The 13,315-nt window shown below is 55.1% G+C and carries 10 protein-coding genes; 4 read left to right on the plus strand and 6 right to left on the minus strand.

Annotated elements, in window-relative coordinates:
• The 3 genes from V6D20_17020 to V6D20_17030 form a co-directional block, all read right to left on the minus strand.
• A partial coding sequence (locus V6D20_17020) for a ribonuclease R family protein (GenBank protein HEY9817483.1) occupies positions 1-1,352 on the minus strand: 1,352 nt, incomplete at its 3' end.
• 895 nt (positions 1,353-2,247) lie between these two features.
• The gene (locus tag V6D20_17025; GenBank protein ID HEY9817484.1) at positions 2,248-3,816 is read right to left on the minus strand and encodes an NAD(P)H-hydrate dehydratase; all 1,569 of its coding nucleotides are present in this window, start codon (positions 3,814-3,816) and stop codon (positions 2,248-2,250) included.
• Positions 3,817-3,881: 65 nt separating this feature from the next.
• Positions 3,882-4,730, minus strand: coding sequence for a hypothetical protein (locus V6D20_17030; protein ID HEY9817485.1), 849 nt, complete (start codon positions 4,728-4,730; stop codon positions 3,882-3,884).
• Between the two features lie 391 nt (positions 4,731-5,121).
• On the opposite strand from V6D20_17030, the gene mnmA reads away from it, so the two are divergent.
• From mnmA to V6D20_17045, 3 genes are all read left to right on the plus strand, one after another.
• Positions 5,122-6,219 carry a tRNA 2-thiouridine(34) synthase MnmA gene (mnmA, locus tag V6D20_17035; GenBank protein HEY9817486.1) on the plus strand — a complete coding sequence of 366 codons (1,098 nt, stop codon included), beginning with the start codon at positions 5,122-5,124 and terminating at the stop codon, positions 6,217-6,219.
• 276 nt (positions 6,220-6,495) lie between these two features.
• On the plus strand, positions 6,496-7,674 hold the full coding sequence (gene sat / locus V6D20_17040; protein ID HEY9817487.1) for a sulfate adenylyltransferase: 1,179 nt from the start codon (positions 6,496-6,498) through the stop codon (positions 7,672-7,674).
• 9 nt (positions 7,675-7,683) lie between these two features.
• A complete protein-coding gene (locus V6D20_17045; GenBank protein HEY9817488.1) occupies positions 7,684-10,041 on the plus strand; it encodes a caspase family protein in 2,358 nt (785 codons plus the stop codon).
• A 99-nt stretch (positions 10,042-10,140) separates the two neighbouring features.
• Here V6D20_17045 and V6D20_17050 read toward each other — a convergent pair whose 3' ends face one another.
• Both V6D20_17050 and V6D20_17055 read right to left on the minus strand, forming a co-directional pair.
• A complete protein-coding gene (locus tag V6D20_17050) occupies positions 10,141-10,437 on the minus strand; it encodes a DUF3288 family protein (GenBank protein ID HEY9817489.1) in 297 nt (98 codons plus the stop codon).
• Positions 10,438-10,476: 39 nt separating this feature from the next.
• Positions 10,477-10,947, minus strand: a complete 471-nt coding sequence (locus V6D20_17055) for a thioesterase family protein (protein ID HEY9817490.1) — start codon at positions 10,945-10,947, stop codon at positions 10,477-10,479.
• A 421-nt stretch (positions 10,948-11,368) separates the two neighbouring features.
• On the opposite strand from V6D20_17055, the gene V6D20_17060 reads away from it, so the two are divergent.
• A complete protein-coding gene (locus tag V6D20_17060) occupies positions 11,369-12,223 on the plus strand; it encodes a universal stress protein (protein ID HEY9817491.1) in 855 nt (284 codons plus the stop codon).
• Positions 12,224-12,417: 194 nt separating this feature from the next.
• Here V6D20_17060 and V6D20_17065 read toward each other — a convergent pair.
• On the minus strand, positions 12,418-13,315 hold an 898-nt coding region (locus tag V6D20_17065), incomplete at its 5' end, for a calcium-binding protein (protein HEY9817492.1).

The following is a 13,315-nucleotide window of genomic DNA, read 5'->3' on the forward strand; positions in this document are numbered from 1 at the left end:
ATCTTTTCTGGTAGATTCAGCTCAAACGCTCCACGGGCATGGCGCTGGGTCTGCACCACTTGGCTGAGGGTAAAGAGTTGATCCAGTAGTTCAAAGACTGACGCGTAGGGCTGCACTTCCTCTAGGGTGGGCAGCGGATAGGGAGAGGTTTCGTCGCTAGGTGGCACATCGGTTTGGTTGCGATGGAGAATGGTTTCCACCTGCTGATAGTCCAGTTGGTGATCCACCTGAATCAACGTGGGCTGGAGTTCAAACTCCACCAAGTTGCCATCGCTATCGATGGTGAGCAACACAGAGATGGCTAAGCGATCGTGACCTGGAGCCAGGGCACAGCACTGGTGCAGCTTTTCGGGCAGCATGGGCAACACCGTTTCACCCAAATAGATGGAGGTGCCGCGTCGCTGAGCTTCCACATCCAAGGGAGAGCCAAAGGGAATGTAGTACGAAACATCAGCAATATGGACACCTACTCGCCAACAAGGAGCGTCGCCTTTTTTCTTGGGAGGCAGGGTTTCTAGGGTTAACGCATCATCGACAACGATGGGATGCTCTGGGTTTTTAGAGCCCACAATCGAAACCGTTGGCAGATGGCGCAAATCCATCCGTCCTTTCAAATCAGATTTCCGCAGCTTGGTGGGCAAGGCCTTGGCAGCTTGCAGCACGTCCTCGGAAAAGATCCGGGGCAGATCGTATTTGCAGCAAACGATATCAATATCTGAAGCCGCTTCCGCATCACTGCCCAAAATTTGCGCCACTCGGCCTAGAGGACGGTTTTGCCCCAAGGGGTAGCGGACAATGCCCACATGAACCAGTTGATCCACGGCTTCCTCTAAGCGTTTGCCGTCGGGATCATCACGACCGGGCTGTAGCTCTAGTTCAAACAGCAAGCGATCGTCTAGGGGCACCGCTCGATATTCATCGCCCACCTTCTTGACACGGGCTAACACCGAATTATTGGCCCGTTCCAGAATCAGCCGAACTTCTCCTTCAGGACTGCGCCGCCGACTGCCTTCCTTGGTCACCCGCACTAGGACGCGATCGCCATTCCAGGCTGTATTGAGCTGACTCTCGCGCACATAGATATCGTCTGCCCCTTCCGAATCTTGGATGGCAAAACAAAATCCCTTACTGGAGCATCGCAGCTTGCCCTCCACTACATCATTTTCTGAAACTCGGCGATAGCGCCCCCGATCCTTCGTTAGGATGCCGATGCGCTCTAGAGCATCTAGGGCGATTTGCAGCTTTCGCAGACTGGTATCGTCCTCACAGCTAAGTTTTTTCTCAAGTACCTTAGGTGCAACCAGTTTATCGTCAGAAAAGTTGGTGAGAAGCGTTGCGATCGTGAATTCCATGTGGCGGCTAATCCTTTGTCTGTATTGTTCTAAGCTCGTTCAGGGAGTAGTTGACCTCAACGATTCAGCGATGTAGCGGTGAATCTTGGCCCTGGTCTTGGCAATGGGCAAACCTCAGCAGATGTGAGCCATCGTGGACATCATGACAGCTTGCGATCGCTGAGAAGCGGAGTTACATCGACTCCATACCCTGAAAATACCGCGCCGACTATCTTTGGGCCGTTGGCGTTGCTGGCTGAGAAGATAGCGAGTTGGCATGGTGTAGTCTGGCGTCATTCTGAGCCGCCATCATGCAGGCAGAAAGCAGAGAGACTGATCCAATTGAGGACGAACATTCGTTGATGTCAATCCGGCTGAGCCATCGTTACCTGAAGGATGTACGCTAATCTACCGCATCATCCGAACCTCATGCTGTTCCTGAGTCAGCTGGGGTTTAGACATGGGGCGAGTTGCGTTCAGCACGATGACATGAACGACCCTCTCTGCAAAAGGCTTGCTCCTTAGCTAACGCTTGTAGTTTGCCTGGAAATGCTGCTGATCGAGCGACAGACGTAATAAGGTTCTGCACGAATAGCACGATTCAGTCCAGCTTGCATCAAATTAGCTTGCGTCAAAGGAACGAGATTTCAGCCCGCGGAGACTGCCTGCCCTAACTAGTTGGGCTGGGCGATCGCCGCTTTAGTCGGGTGGAATCGTTAACTTAATGATTCCTCAAGCACGACAACCCAAAGATAGTCAATCATAACTTCATCGCCGGGAACCGTCTACTTATCGTTAAGTACATCATATTTATAATTTCTTCATGAATGGGACACCTGTCAAATTCTGGGACTCCTGCTTGGGCTGATGGGGCTGCTTGGGTTGATGGGGATAGCTAGCCTCGTTGTTCTCGTTTTTAAGGAATCGGGTGTTGGTGTAGGGCTGGGATGAGAAATTGCGTCAGGGTAAAGGCATCGACTCCTCGGGTGGTGCGCTGGGTGGCGGCGAGGCAACCTGCTTGAGCATGCCACCAGGCGGCAGTGGCGATCGCCCTCAAAACAGGCTCTGCCGCAGGCGCAGTTTGAGATAAAATCCCCCCGGCTAGGCCCGTCAACACGTCACCGCTGCCCCCTCGGGCCAGGGCTGGAGTACTCTCAGGATTAATCCATACCTGTTGATCGCTGGCGATCGCCACCCTGGCTCCCTTGAGGAGGACGATGGCTCCGCTGTCCTGGGCCGCTTGCCGCACCACCGAGAGGCGATCGCTCATCTGATCCGTCAGGTGGGGAAAGAGGCGCTTAAACTCACCGGGATGGGGCGTGAGGATGGTGGGTTGCGATCGCGATTGCAGGCTAGAGACTAGCTTTAGATCAGCCAGACCATTCAGACCATCGGCGTCGAGCAACACAGGACAAGGAGCCGACAGAATTGTTTCAAGCACCGCTTGGGCACCTCGGCTTAAACCTGGTCCACAGGCAATGGCGTCGTAGCGGCGTAGGTCAAGATTAGAGGGGAGGTGAGCGATCGCCCCCGTATCATCTTCAGGACAGGGAATCACCAGGGCCTCCGGTACTTGGTTGACGATCAAGACCCGCAGGGAAGCCGGAACTGCGATGGATACCATACCCGCCCCGCTAGCCCTTGCTCCCAGAGCGGTTAACAGAGCTGCCCCTGGATAGGTTTGCGAGCCAGCTACTAGAAGCACATGCCCTTGTTCGTATTTGTGGGTGGTGACCACCGGAGCAGGCAGGGCTGCGATCGCGGTTGCCACAGTAACGCGTCGCAAAGAGGGGGCTAGTCCCACCACGGCCTGGATATCAGCCTGGGGCAGGTCAAAATCCAGCCACTCCACTTGACCTAGATAGGAAAGCGCCCCATCTTGCAGACAGGCAGCCTTCCAGAGTCCTAAACAAAGCGTGTGGGTGGCGCGCAGGGCCGTACCCAGGACAGCGCCGGTGTCGGTATGCAGGCCCGAGGGTAGGTCGATGCTGACCACGGGCTTTTTCCAGGTATTGATCTGGTCAACCAGGGTGGCGATCGCTCCTTCTAGGGGACGGGTGAGCCCAAAGCCAAATAGTCCATCGATGAGCACATGGCAAGCTTGGAGATCCTCGAAGCGATCGCTGCCTGGAATCCCCAGTGCCTCAGCATAGTGGCGATGGGCAGCGGTCAAGTCTTTACATCGGGAAAAGGGACAGTGTAGCAGTACCCCATAGCCGCGCAGCCACAACTCCCGCGCCACTACCAGGGCATCCCCGCCATTGTGCCCTGGGCCGACCAAGACGCCCACCCGTCGTCCTTCACCCAAGGGATAGAGCGCCTGAAGTCGCTGGGCAATGAGACCGGCTACTTTTTCCATCAGCGCCGCCACGGGCATCCCGGCATCAAACAGTCGGGTTTCAATGGCAGCCATCTGATTTGCGGTCACCACCACCGACTGCACCCAAGAGCGATCGCTCCTAGCTTCCTTGGAGGGATAAGTCATGGGTGTTTCCTCACGGCAACAAGGGGAATATGGGGATCGAAGCTTTGGGGCTAGATCGACAGCAGCTACCGCCGATAATACACCCGAGCATCCATACCAAAGTCTCGGAAATATCGACTCCAGCGAGAAGCTGCACTGCGGCCAACGTAGGGGCCAACGAGAACATGGGGCCCGAGGGGGGACGTGCGCTCATCCACCACATCGGCAATGCCAATGCCGCTACCTAAGCGAATCACCTGGTTGGCAATCGATTCCACCTCACCCGACTGCCCCGGAATAACCACATAGTAGGAACTGCCCACAGCAGCGGTAGTTTGCGCCTGAGCAAGCGTCTGCGGATCAGCGGGACGACCAAATTCGACTTCGCGGGGGGTGATCGTGACTGGCAGCATCTCGGGTTCACCCACGGGCGATCGCCCGGTCGCCACACTCACCGTTTGGATGGGTGGGCTGACCGCAACTGTGACTGGCGGGGCAGCATTGGCCGGACTCACCGCCGCACTGGGAACGGCAACTACTTCGGCACCAATGCCTTGGGCTACCAAGCTTTCTGCCTGCCGCTGGGCAACAAGGACGTTATCGAAGACCCCAGCTTGGATCATCTGCTGCCCTTGAAAGGTTTGTAGCTCTGCTTCGGAGTCAATCCGCCGCACTTGGTCGAGCAATAGCGGACTGTCGCCATTGATGAGCACCACGTAGCGATTATCTGGAATGCTAGCAGGGGCTGGAGCGGCTTGCCGAGGCGTGGTGGGCACCGAAACGGTGGGAGCGCTAGGGGCTGGAGCGGCAACCGGCGGCGGCGGCGGTAGGCCATCCACAACCTGCTGGGCGATATAGTAGGGATCGGATGCGTTGGTATACCGCTCTCCGTCCTCTAAGGGAAGAGCGATCGCACTGAATCCCCAGCTCGCCATACAGCCCAGCACCGTGACTCCCCAGCCTAAAGACCATCGCCTAGACCTTGGGACAGCGGTGATGCGAACGGGGACGTCGCTTTCCGGCATTGACCGATATAATCCATAACCCATCGCGCAATTGCTCCCTTGCACTGATGACATGACAAACACTCATCCTACGCTGCGGGCCAGGGCGCGATCGCTTAACCGAGCGTAGAATTTTGCAGCAAGTCTAGCATGGCATTTCCCAGATAGGACGCGCCTTCCCATGGGATTTTTAAGGGATTTTCTGGATGGGCGATCGAACCGCGTCCTGAATGCTAGCCTAGTAACAGGATGTAACAATCCTCACGAGGCTGGGCCCTCTCTCAGATTGCCCTCCTCACTTCCCCTCACTGCACCAGGATTTATGAAGAAGGTTGTCGTTGGGCTTTCAGGCGGCGTCGATAGTTCCGTGGCGGCCGCCACCCTCCACCATCAAGGCTATACCGTAGAAGGCTTAACGCTCTGGCTGATGAAAGGCAAAGGGCAATGTTGCTCGGAAGGGATGGTCGATGCCGCTCAGCTCTGTGAACAGTTGGGCATTCCTTACCATGTGGTAGACAGCCGCGAGGTTTTTCAGGCTGAAATTATTGATTATTTAGTCAAGGGTTATGGAGCCGGTGTGACGCCGTTGCCCTGCTCCCAGTGCAATAAGGCAGTGAAGTTTGGCCCCATGCTGCACTACGCGCGGGAAACCCTGGGCATCGATACTATTGCCACCGGACACTACGCCCGGATTGTTTATGATGCCGAGGGCGATCGCTATCAACTGCACCGTGCGGTCGATCTAACCAAAGACCAATCCTACTTTCTCTATGACCTGCCCCAAGCCGTACTTGCTGCCACCCAGTTTCCCCTCGGCGACCAAACCAAGGTGGAAACTCGGCGCATGGCGGCCCAGCTCGGTCTACATACGGCGGAGAAGCCAGAAAGCCAAGATCTATGCTTGATTGAAGCCCATGGCTCCATGCAAACCTTCCTCGATCGCTATCTAGCTCCCACAGAAGGCGACATCGTCGACCAATCCGGTACGGTGTTGGGGAAACATACCGGCATTCATCACTACACCATTGGGCAGCGCAAAGGTCTGGGTATTGCCGCTGCTCAACCTCTCTATGTCATCGACATTGATGCAGGGCGAAATCAAGTCATCGTGGGCGATCGCGACAGTACCCATCAACGGGGCTGCACGGTGCAGCAGGTGAATTGGGTGTCGATGGCTCCGCCCAGCGCTCCCCTGCGGGCCATGGTGCAAATTCGCTATCGATCGGCAGCGGTGCCGGCCACGGTCATGCCTATTCTGGGTGAAGGTGAGGGCGATCGCGTGCGGATTGTTTTCGACGAGCCGCAGTTCAGCATCACCCCCGGACAGGCCGCAGTTTGGTACGATGATGCCAGCAACTGCATCCTATTAGGGGGCGGCATTATTGAACCATCCAAGGAACCCCCAAACACAGTATTCTAAATAGTGAAGAAAGTCTTAAGCCGCCAACTCCAGTCCTAGGGTTGCGCCAGCCTGGGCTAGAGCACGGTTAGGTCTAGTCGTGCCGGATATCTACCGGATCGTTCTAGGGTGATCTAGGGTGATGGAATCTAGGGTGATGAAGCAGTTGGGATGTAGAAAAAACCCGACCTAGGGCACAATTCTTCCCAGCTCAACATCAACTAATGCAGGCTGCCTCTCTAAACGTAACCAAAACCCTTGACTAACGTCGTTCATTAACCAGAAAGAGGAAAGATCTTGAAGCATTATCCAGATGGCATTCCCCCCCATGGTGGGGTTCTGATCAATCGCATTGCCACCCCGGAACAACGTCAATCATTCTTAGCTCAAGCGGATGCTCTACCCCGTGTGACGCTCGACGAACGGGCCACGTCAGACCTAGTCATGATTGCGATTGGAGGGTTCAGCCCGCTGGATGGCTTTATGAACCAAGCGGACTATCTCTCGGTGGTCGTGGATATGCACCTGGCCTCAGGGCTGCCTTGGGCCGTGCCGGTGACCCTTTCTGTCAGCGAAGAGGTGGCAGCGCCGCTCTCTGAAGGCAGCATGATTCGCCTCGATGATGCCAGCGGTCGCTTTATCGGCGTGATGGAACTCAGTGAAAAGTATCACTACGATAAACAAAAAGAGGCCATCAATGTTTATCGCACCGACGAAGACAAACATCCTGGTGTCAAGGTTGTCTATGACCAAGGTGATGTGAATTTAGCTGGGCCCATTTGGCTGCTCGAACGGGAAGCCCATCCCCAGTTTCCTGCCTACCAAATTGATCCTGCCGAGTCTCGCCGTTTGTTTAAAGAGCGGGGCTGGTCAACGGTGGTGGGTTTCCAAACCCGTAACCCCATTCACCGGGCCCATGAGTACATTCAAAAATGTGCCCTGGAAACCGTTGATGGTCTATTTCTACATCCCCTGGTGGGCGCAACCAAGAGTGACGATATTCCTGCCGATGTGCGGATGCGCTGCTACGAAATTATGATGGAGCGCTACTTCCCCACCGACCGGGTTATTTTGGCTATTAACCCCTCTGCCATGCGCTATGCTGGGCCACGGGAAGCCATCTTCCACGCGCTCATTCGCAAGAATTATGGCTGTACACACTTCATCGTGGGTCGCGACCATGCGGGGGTGGGTGACTATTACGGCACCTATGATGCTCAACATATTTTTGATGAGTTTGATCCCGAAGCCCTAGGCATTGTTCCCATGAAGTTTGAACATGCCTTTTACTGCACCCGCACTCAGTCGATGGCAACGACCAAGACGAGTCCAAGTGCGCCCGATGAGCGGGTTCACCTCTCGGGTACAAAAGTGCGTCAACTGCTGCGCAGCGGAGAACTACCGCCGCCAGAGTTTTCCCGCCCTGAGGTGGCTGCAGAGCTAGCTCGGGCTATGAAGGTCACCGTGGAGGCGTAGGAATATTCGGTGAGGGTAAGGCGACGCACATTTCTACAGACTTCAGTTGCCCTGACAGCCTATGGGCTTAGTCAGGTGGGTATGTCTTGGATGGCCGATCGCTACCACGTCGCTCTTGCCCAGCCGACGCGGCGAAAGCTGGCCCTGCTTGTGGGTATCAATACCTATCCCGATCGCGCCTGTGATTCTGAAACAGATTGCTGGGCGGGGCGAGGCAGTGGCATACCCTTGCAGGGCTGCTTAACGGATGTAGAGCTACAGCGGGAATTGTTGCTGCATCGGTTTGGCTTTAGCGATCGCGACATTGTCACCCTAGTCAATGACCAGGCAACCCGAGAAGGGATTGAAACAGCATTTTTATCTCACTTGGTGGAGCAAGCTCGACCGGGGGATGTGGTGGTGTTTCACTTTAGTGGGTTTGGTAGCCGTCTGCAGAGCATGGGTAGCGATCGCCCTCTACGTTCCTTAGTGCCGGTGGATGGGTTGTTGCCCACGCCAGAACATCCGGTTATTAACGATATTTGTCTAGATACCCTGGGGCTGTTGTTGCAGTCCCTGAAAACCGATCAGGTGGTGACGGTGCTAGACACCAGCTACACTACTCCTGCTTCGATCTTGCAGGGCACTCTACGGGTGCGATCGCGCCCCAATGCCCCTAGCGGTCAAATCAGTGAGGGAGAACGGGCGCTGCAAGAACAGCTCTTGAGCCAGTTAAAAGTATCCCGAGAGCAGCTTGCGGCCCAGGTGAGTCGGCTACAGTTTCCCGGCATGGTTTTGTCGGCGGCGGCAGATCAGCAACCTGCTGCTGAAGGGCAGTGGAATGGCTTTAGCGCTGGGCTATTTACCTATGCTCTGACCCAGCAACTCTGGTCTGCGACCCCAGCCACCACCCTGCGCAATAGCCTCAGCCGGGCATCTGGCACCATTGAGCAAGTGGTGGGTGGCCGCCAACAGCCCATGCTAACGGGCAACCGCAGCACGGATCAAAAACTATTGCCCTATTATCTGCCCTCGATCCTAAACCAGGGTGCCGATGGCGTGATTCAAACAGCAGGGCATGATGGCAAAGGTATTCAGGTGCTGCTGGCAGGGGTGCCAGCTCAGGTTCTGGAGCAATACGGCCCAGATACGGTACTGACCGCAGATGCGCCCATGAATGGAAATCCTGACGGCGGCCCCCCATCTACTATTCTGCTACGGCTGCGATCGCGGGATGGTCTGCGAGCTACGGCTCGCCTGTGTTGTAATAGCCCGGCTTCGGTTGTGCTGACGCCAGGGCAACCGGTTTATGAATCGATACGAGTGATTCCTCGTCAGGTGGGGCTCACCGTGGCCATCGATCCATCGTTAGAACGGGTGGAGCGTGTGGATGCTACGAGTGCTTTTTCCACCCTTGCGAGTATTTCATCTGTGGTCTCTGGTGGACAGCCGGCGGACTGTCTTTTTAGCAAAACCCAGCCTCTAACCCAGACGATTGCTGCATCGCTGCCGAGTGATCGCTCCTCAACCGATCCTGATGTCCTAACTCAGGTCGATGTACTGCCGGCAGGGCCAGATCTACTGCCGAGTAAAACTAGTTATGGGCTGTTCTACCTCGGCAAAGCAGCCATCCCCAATACCACGGCGGAGGATGACGAAGCGGTGAAAACGGCGGTCACGCGCCTGACACCGAGGCTGCGCACGCTGTTGGGCACGAAACTAGTGCGGCTCACCGAGAGCGGTGGTTCATCGCGGCTGGGCGTGCGAGCAACGCTAGAGCTGGTGACACCCCAAGAACGAATTGTGGCGCAGCAAGAAACAGGACGCGCCCCTTGGATGCCCCCAGAAGGTCGGCTGGCTGCCCTCTTGGCTAGCAGCGAGTTGCCCGAGCTGCCCATGGGCGGGCGGATTCAATATCGCCTTTATAACTACAGCGATCGCCCTATCTACTTTATTCTGTTTGGGTTAGACAGCAACAGTAATGCGATCGCCCTCTATCCTGCCGATCCCAATGCTTCTAGCCCAGGTAATGTCGTCATTCAGCCAGGCGAAATTCTGACGATTCCCAGCCCATCCGCCACATCAGAATGGGTTGTTCGGGGGGCGATCGCTCCTGCAGAAACTCACTTAGTCTTTAGCCGTAGTCCCTTTTCCAAAACGACGGCTTTGCTCAATGCTTCCATGCCCTCTCGCAATAGTGCTAGCCGGGTCAGCGTTGTTCACAATCCCCTAGAAGTAGCCCGGGCCATCTTAGATGACCTGCATCATGCTACCAAAGCAGCAAGCGATCGCCCCCTAGAGTTTTCGCCAGACACCTATGCGTTCAATGTGAACGATTGGGCAACCTTCAGCTTTATGTACCGAATTACGGAAGAGCCCACCGCCTAGATGATCAACAACCCAGCCATCGTACCCTGAGCGCAATCGAAGGACATGATGGGCTCAGGGCTGGTATCCCATGACAGGGTCGATTTCCGCCGCAGATCACTAACTCCAATCGTCTTGTCGATTACTACGTCCTCGATAGACGGTTCCCAGGGCATGGATTTGGCGCGTTCTCTCGAATAAAGACTCCTCCGTAAGCTTCCATCGCGTCATCACCTTTTCAAGGTCTGCCTGAATGTCCCGCGCTCCTGGAAAGCCGTTGTAGCGAATTCGCAGCCGAGCTAACTCCACTAAGTTGAGGTCGGTGGGCTCACCTTGAATGAGCGTCATCACCGTTTCGCGATCGCGCTTCCATAAAGGATGCTGCTGCTCATTGGATCTATCCTGGTCATTGGCCATGGTCTCATCTCCCAACAATTGACCTACAACTGCCGCTGCTTACTGGACAAGTTTCATCAGTGCTTCTTGAATATTGGCAGGCAGTCGGCGCATAATTTTGCCCTTGTCGCGATCGACTGGCACGAGAACGACCTGTGCTGATATATAGGTTTCTTGCCGATCGAGGGACTGAATTTTATAGTCCCAGGTCATGCGCACCCCTGCCATATCACGCATCTGGGCGCATACGATGGCGGATTCACCCATGCGTAGAGGCCGGTGGTAGCGAATGCTGAGATCGACGACGGGTAAGTCACAGCCTAGCTCAACTAAATCGGCAAAGCTCACCCCCAACTGGCGCAAATATTCCACCCGCGCCTCTTCCATCCAGGCAAGATAGGTGCCATGCCAGACAGCCCCTGAATAGTCCGTATGGTTGGGGTAGGCATGGACGCCATATTCAAACCAGCGATCGCTCATGATGTGGGTATTGGCTTGAAGGGTACCGTAGGGCTTGATTTCAGACGACATGAACTTTTATGGATCAACCTCTTGAGAAACTAGTCAAACAAGTTAAGTTCGACCATTAACGACCACAATTCTTATGCAACCCATGCCGGGGTGTCAATGTGTTCACGGGTTTTTGCACCCTGCTGATACAGGGGATGACAGTGAATCTTGCTGGTGCTTGTGGACTCAATGTCTGCAGACCAGGTTGTGGACTCTGGTCTAGGAGATGACGCTTCCTAATCGCTGATTGGCTAAAAAAGATGTCATTCCCGAGGGGAGAACAACCAAGACGGTATGATCTTAGTTGGCTTTGTGCAAGCTTAGTGCCAACGTCATGCCCATGCTGTTTAACTGTGCTGGTTGGCTTAACAGAACTGTTTTGTAAATCCCTATGATTCGTTGACGTTGAATCAGTCTTGATATCTTAACCAAAGGAGGAACCATGATAGAAAAAATCCTACTTGCAGATTCCGGTACTGGCCAAGCGGAGGCCATGCTCAAATCCTTGATGGATCTGCCCATCATTCAAAAAGCCTCTGTGACGGTTCTTCACGTGGTCTCATCCCAGGTGACGGCGGAGGGCATGACGGCTAAATGGGAAGAAGGCGGAAAAGTATTGGCGCGCTGCATCCAGTCGCTGCAGCTAGATCCTGGAAAAACGACGGCTATGCTGCGCGAGGGCGATCCCAAAGACATCGTCTGTCGGGTTGCTGATGAGATCGATGCTGATTTAATCATCATGGGCTCTCGGGGACTGAAGCGCCTTCAGTCTATTTTGGAAAACTCTGTGAGCCAGTACGTCTTCCAGCTTGCAGGCCGTCCGATGCTGTTGGTCAAAGACGATATCTATGTGAAGCGCATCAAGACTATTTTGGTGGCTGTGGATAAATCTGCTGCTGCTCAGGAATGTCTGGATGTGGCGATCGCTCTCCTGCGGGATGTAACCGGCGGGCAGTTGATTTTGGTTCACGCCAACCCTGACTTGACCTCTAAGCTAGATGAGCAGTTATCCAGCCGTGGGGAACAGGATCCAGTCTTAGCACCGGCGATCGCCAAGGCTAAGCAGTATGGCATCAAATATCGCTGTGAAGCACCGGAAGGTAAGCCTGGCCTGCGGATTTGCCAATTGGCAGAATCCTTAAATGCCGATCTCCTGATGCTAGGCTCCCCCGATCGCCGTCCATCGATCGCCAAGGGCCTGCCAGATCTCGATCGCCTCTTAGGTCAGTCTTTGTCAGACTATGTGCGTGTCTATGCCAACTGTCCGGTCATGTTGGTGCGCCATCCCAGCGCCTAGGTGATATGCCCAGCGATTTCTCCAATCTCTTTTCATGCACGGGATCAGGGGAGCCCTCTGGTATATCCCGCCATGGCGGATTGCCTGGATCTGCCATGGTGATCAATTAGGGTCTGATGACCTTGTGGCCTCCCCAACATCCTTTACAAAAGGTGTTGGGGATAAGGAGATCAGGGAGCTTTAAGACCAGAGGACTAAAAGAGAACGATGTCGCTATGGCTGAGCTGAGCATTGTTCGACAGCCGTGCCACAAGGATGCGATCGCCCCGACCACTGCCGTCGGCATCGAAAAAGAGTTGCCCCGTACTGCGGTTATAGAGGAAGCGATCGCTTTCATTTCTAGCAACGCTGCCTAGACGAAACTGTTCGGGACTGAGGACGCCTCGGGATGAGTTTTGCAGTCGGAAGCCCGATCGCGAGATGTAGAGTTGATCGATATCATCGTCGAAATCGGTGATGGCGTCTGCTCTGTGATTGATATTGTTGAGATAGAAGCGATCGCGTCCTGCTCCGCCGGTGAGCGTGTTGCGACCTGGCCCACCGATGAGGATATCGTCCCCGTCCCCGCCGATCAAAACATTATTGCCGATGCTGCCCTCCAGGCGATCGTTGCCATTACCGCCCTCTAGGCGATCGTTGCCGCCACCGCCGATTAAGACATCGTCACCACCGCCACCCTGTAATAGATCATCGGCAATATTACCAAAGAGGCGATCGTTGCCGCCGCCGCCGCGCAGGATGTCGTTGCCCCCTCCCCCAAGGAGAAGGTTGTCGCCTAGGTTGCCGATCATCTGATTGTCTAAGGTATTACCACTGCCGTTGAGAGCAGCGCGTCCTCCCAAGAGCGTCAAATTTTCTTGGTGGTTGCCGAGCCGCCAACTGACCACGGCTTTGACGATGTCAGTACCCTGTCCAGCCTGTTCAACAACGACATCACCGCGACTGCGCACAATATAGATATCGTCACCAGAGCCACCAATCAGGCGGTTTCGCCCAGTGCCGCCGTCTAACACATCATTGCCGCCCCGACTGCGCAGAGTATCGTTGCCGCCATCACCACGCAGAAGGTTGCGATCGCTGTTGCCGTTAATC

The organism is Candidatus Obscuribacterales bacterium, assembly GCA_036703605.1.
GTDB lineage: Bacteria > Cyanobacteriota > Cyanobacteriia > RECH01 > RECH01 > RECH01.

Bases quoted from the DNA above. Each gene is read 5' to 3' on its own strand.
- V6D20_17025 (HEY9817484.1), bottom strand. From the start codon at position 3,816: ATGACTTATCCCTCCAAGGAAGCTAGGAGCGATCGCTCTTGGGTGCAG.
- mnmA (HEY9817486.1), top strand. From the start codon at position 5,122: ATGAAGAAGGTTGTCGTTGGGCTTTCAGGCGGCGTCGATAGTTCCGTG.
- V6D20_17055 (HEY9817490.1), bottom strand. From the start codon at position 10,947: ATGTCGTCTGAAATCAAGCCCTACGGTACCCTTCAAGCCAATACCCAC.
- V6D20_17060 (HEY9817491.1), top strand. From the start codon at position 11,369: ATGATAGAAAAAATCCTACTTGCAGATTCCGGTACTGGCCAAGCGGAG.
- V6D20_17030 (HEY9817485.1), bottom strand. From the start codon at position 4,730: ATGGCGAGCTGGGGATTCAGTGCGATCGCTCTTCCCTTAGAGGACGGA.
- V6D20_17050 (HEY9817489.1), bottom strand. From the start codon at position 10,437: ATGGCCAATGACCAGGATAGATCCAATGAGCAGCAGCATCCTTTATGG.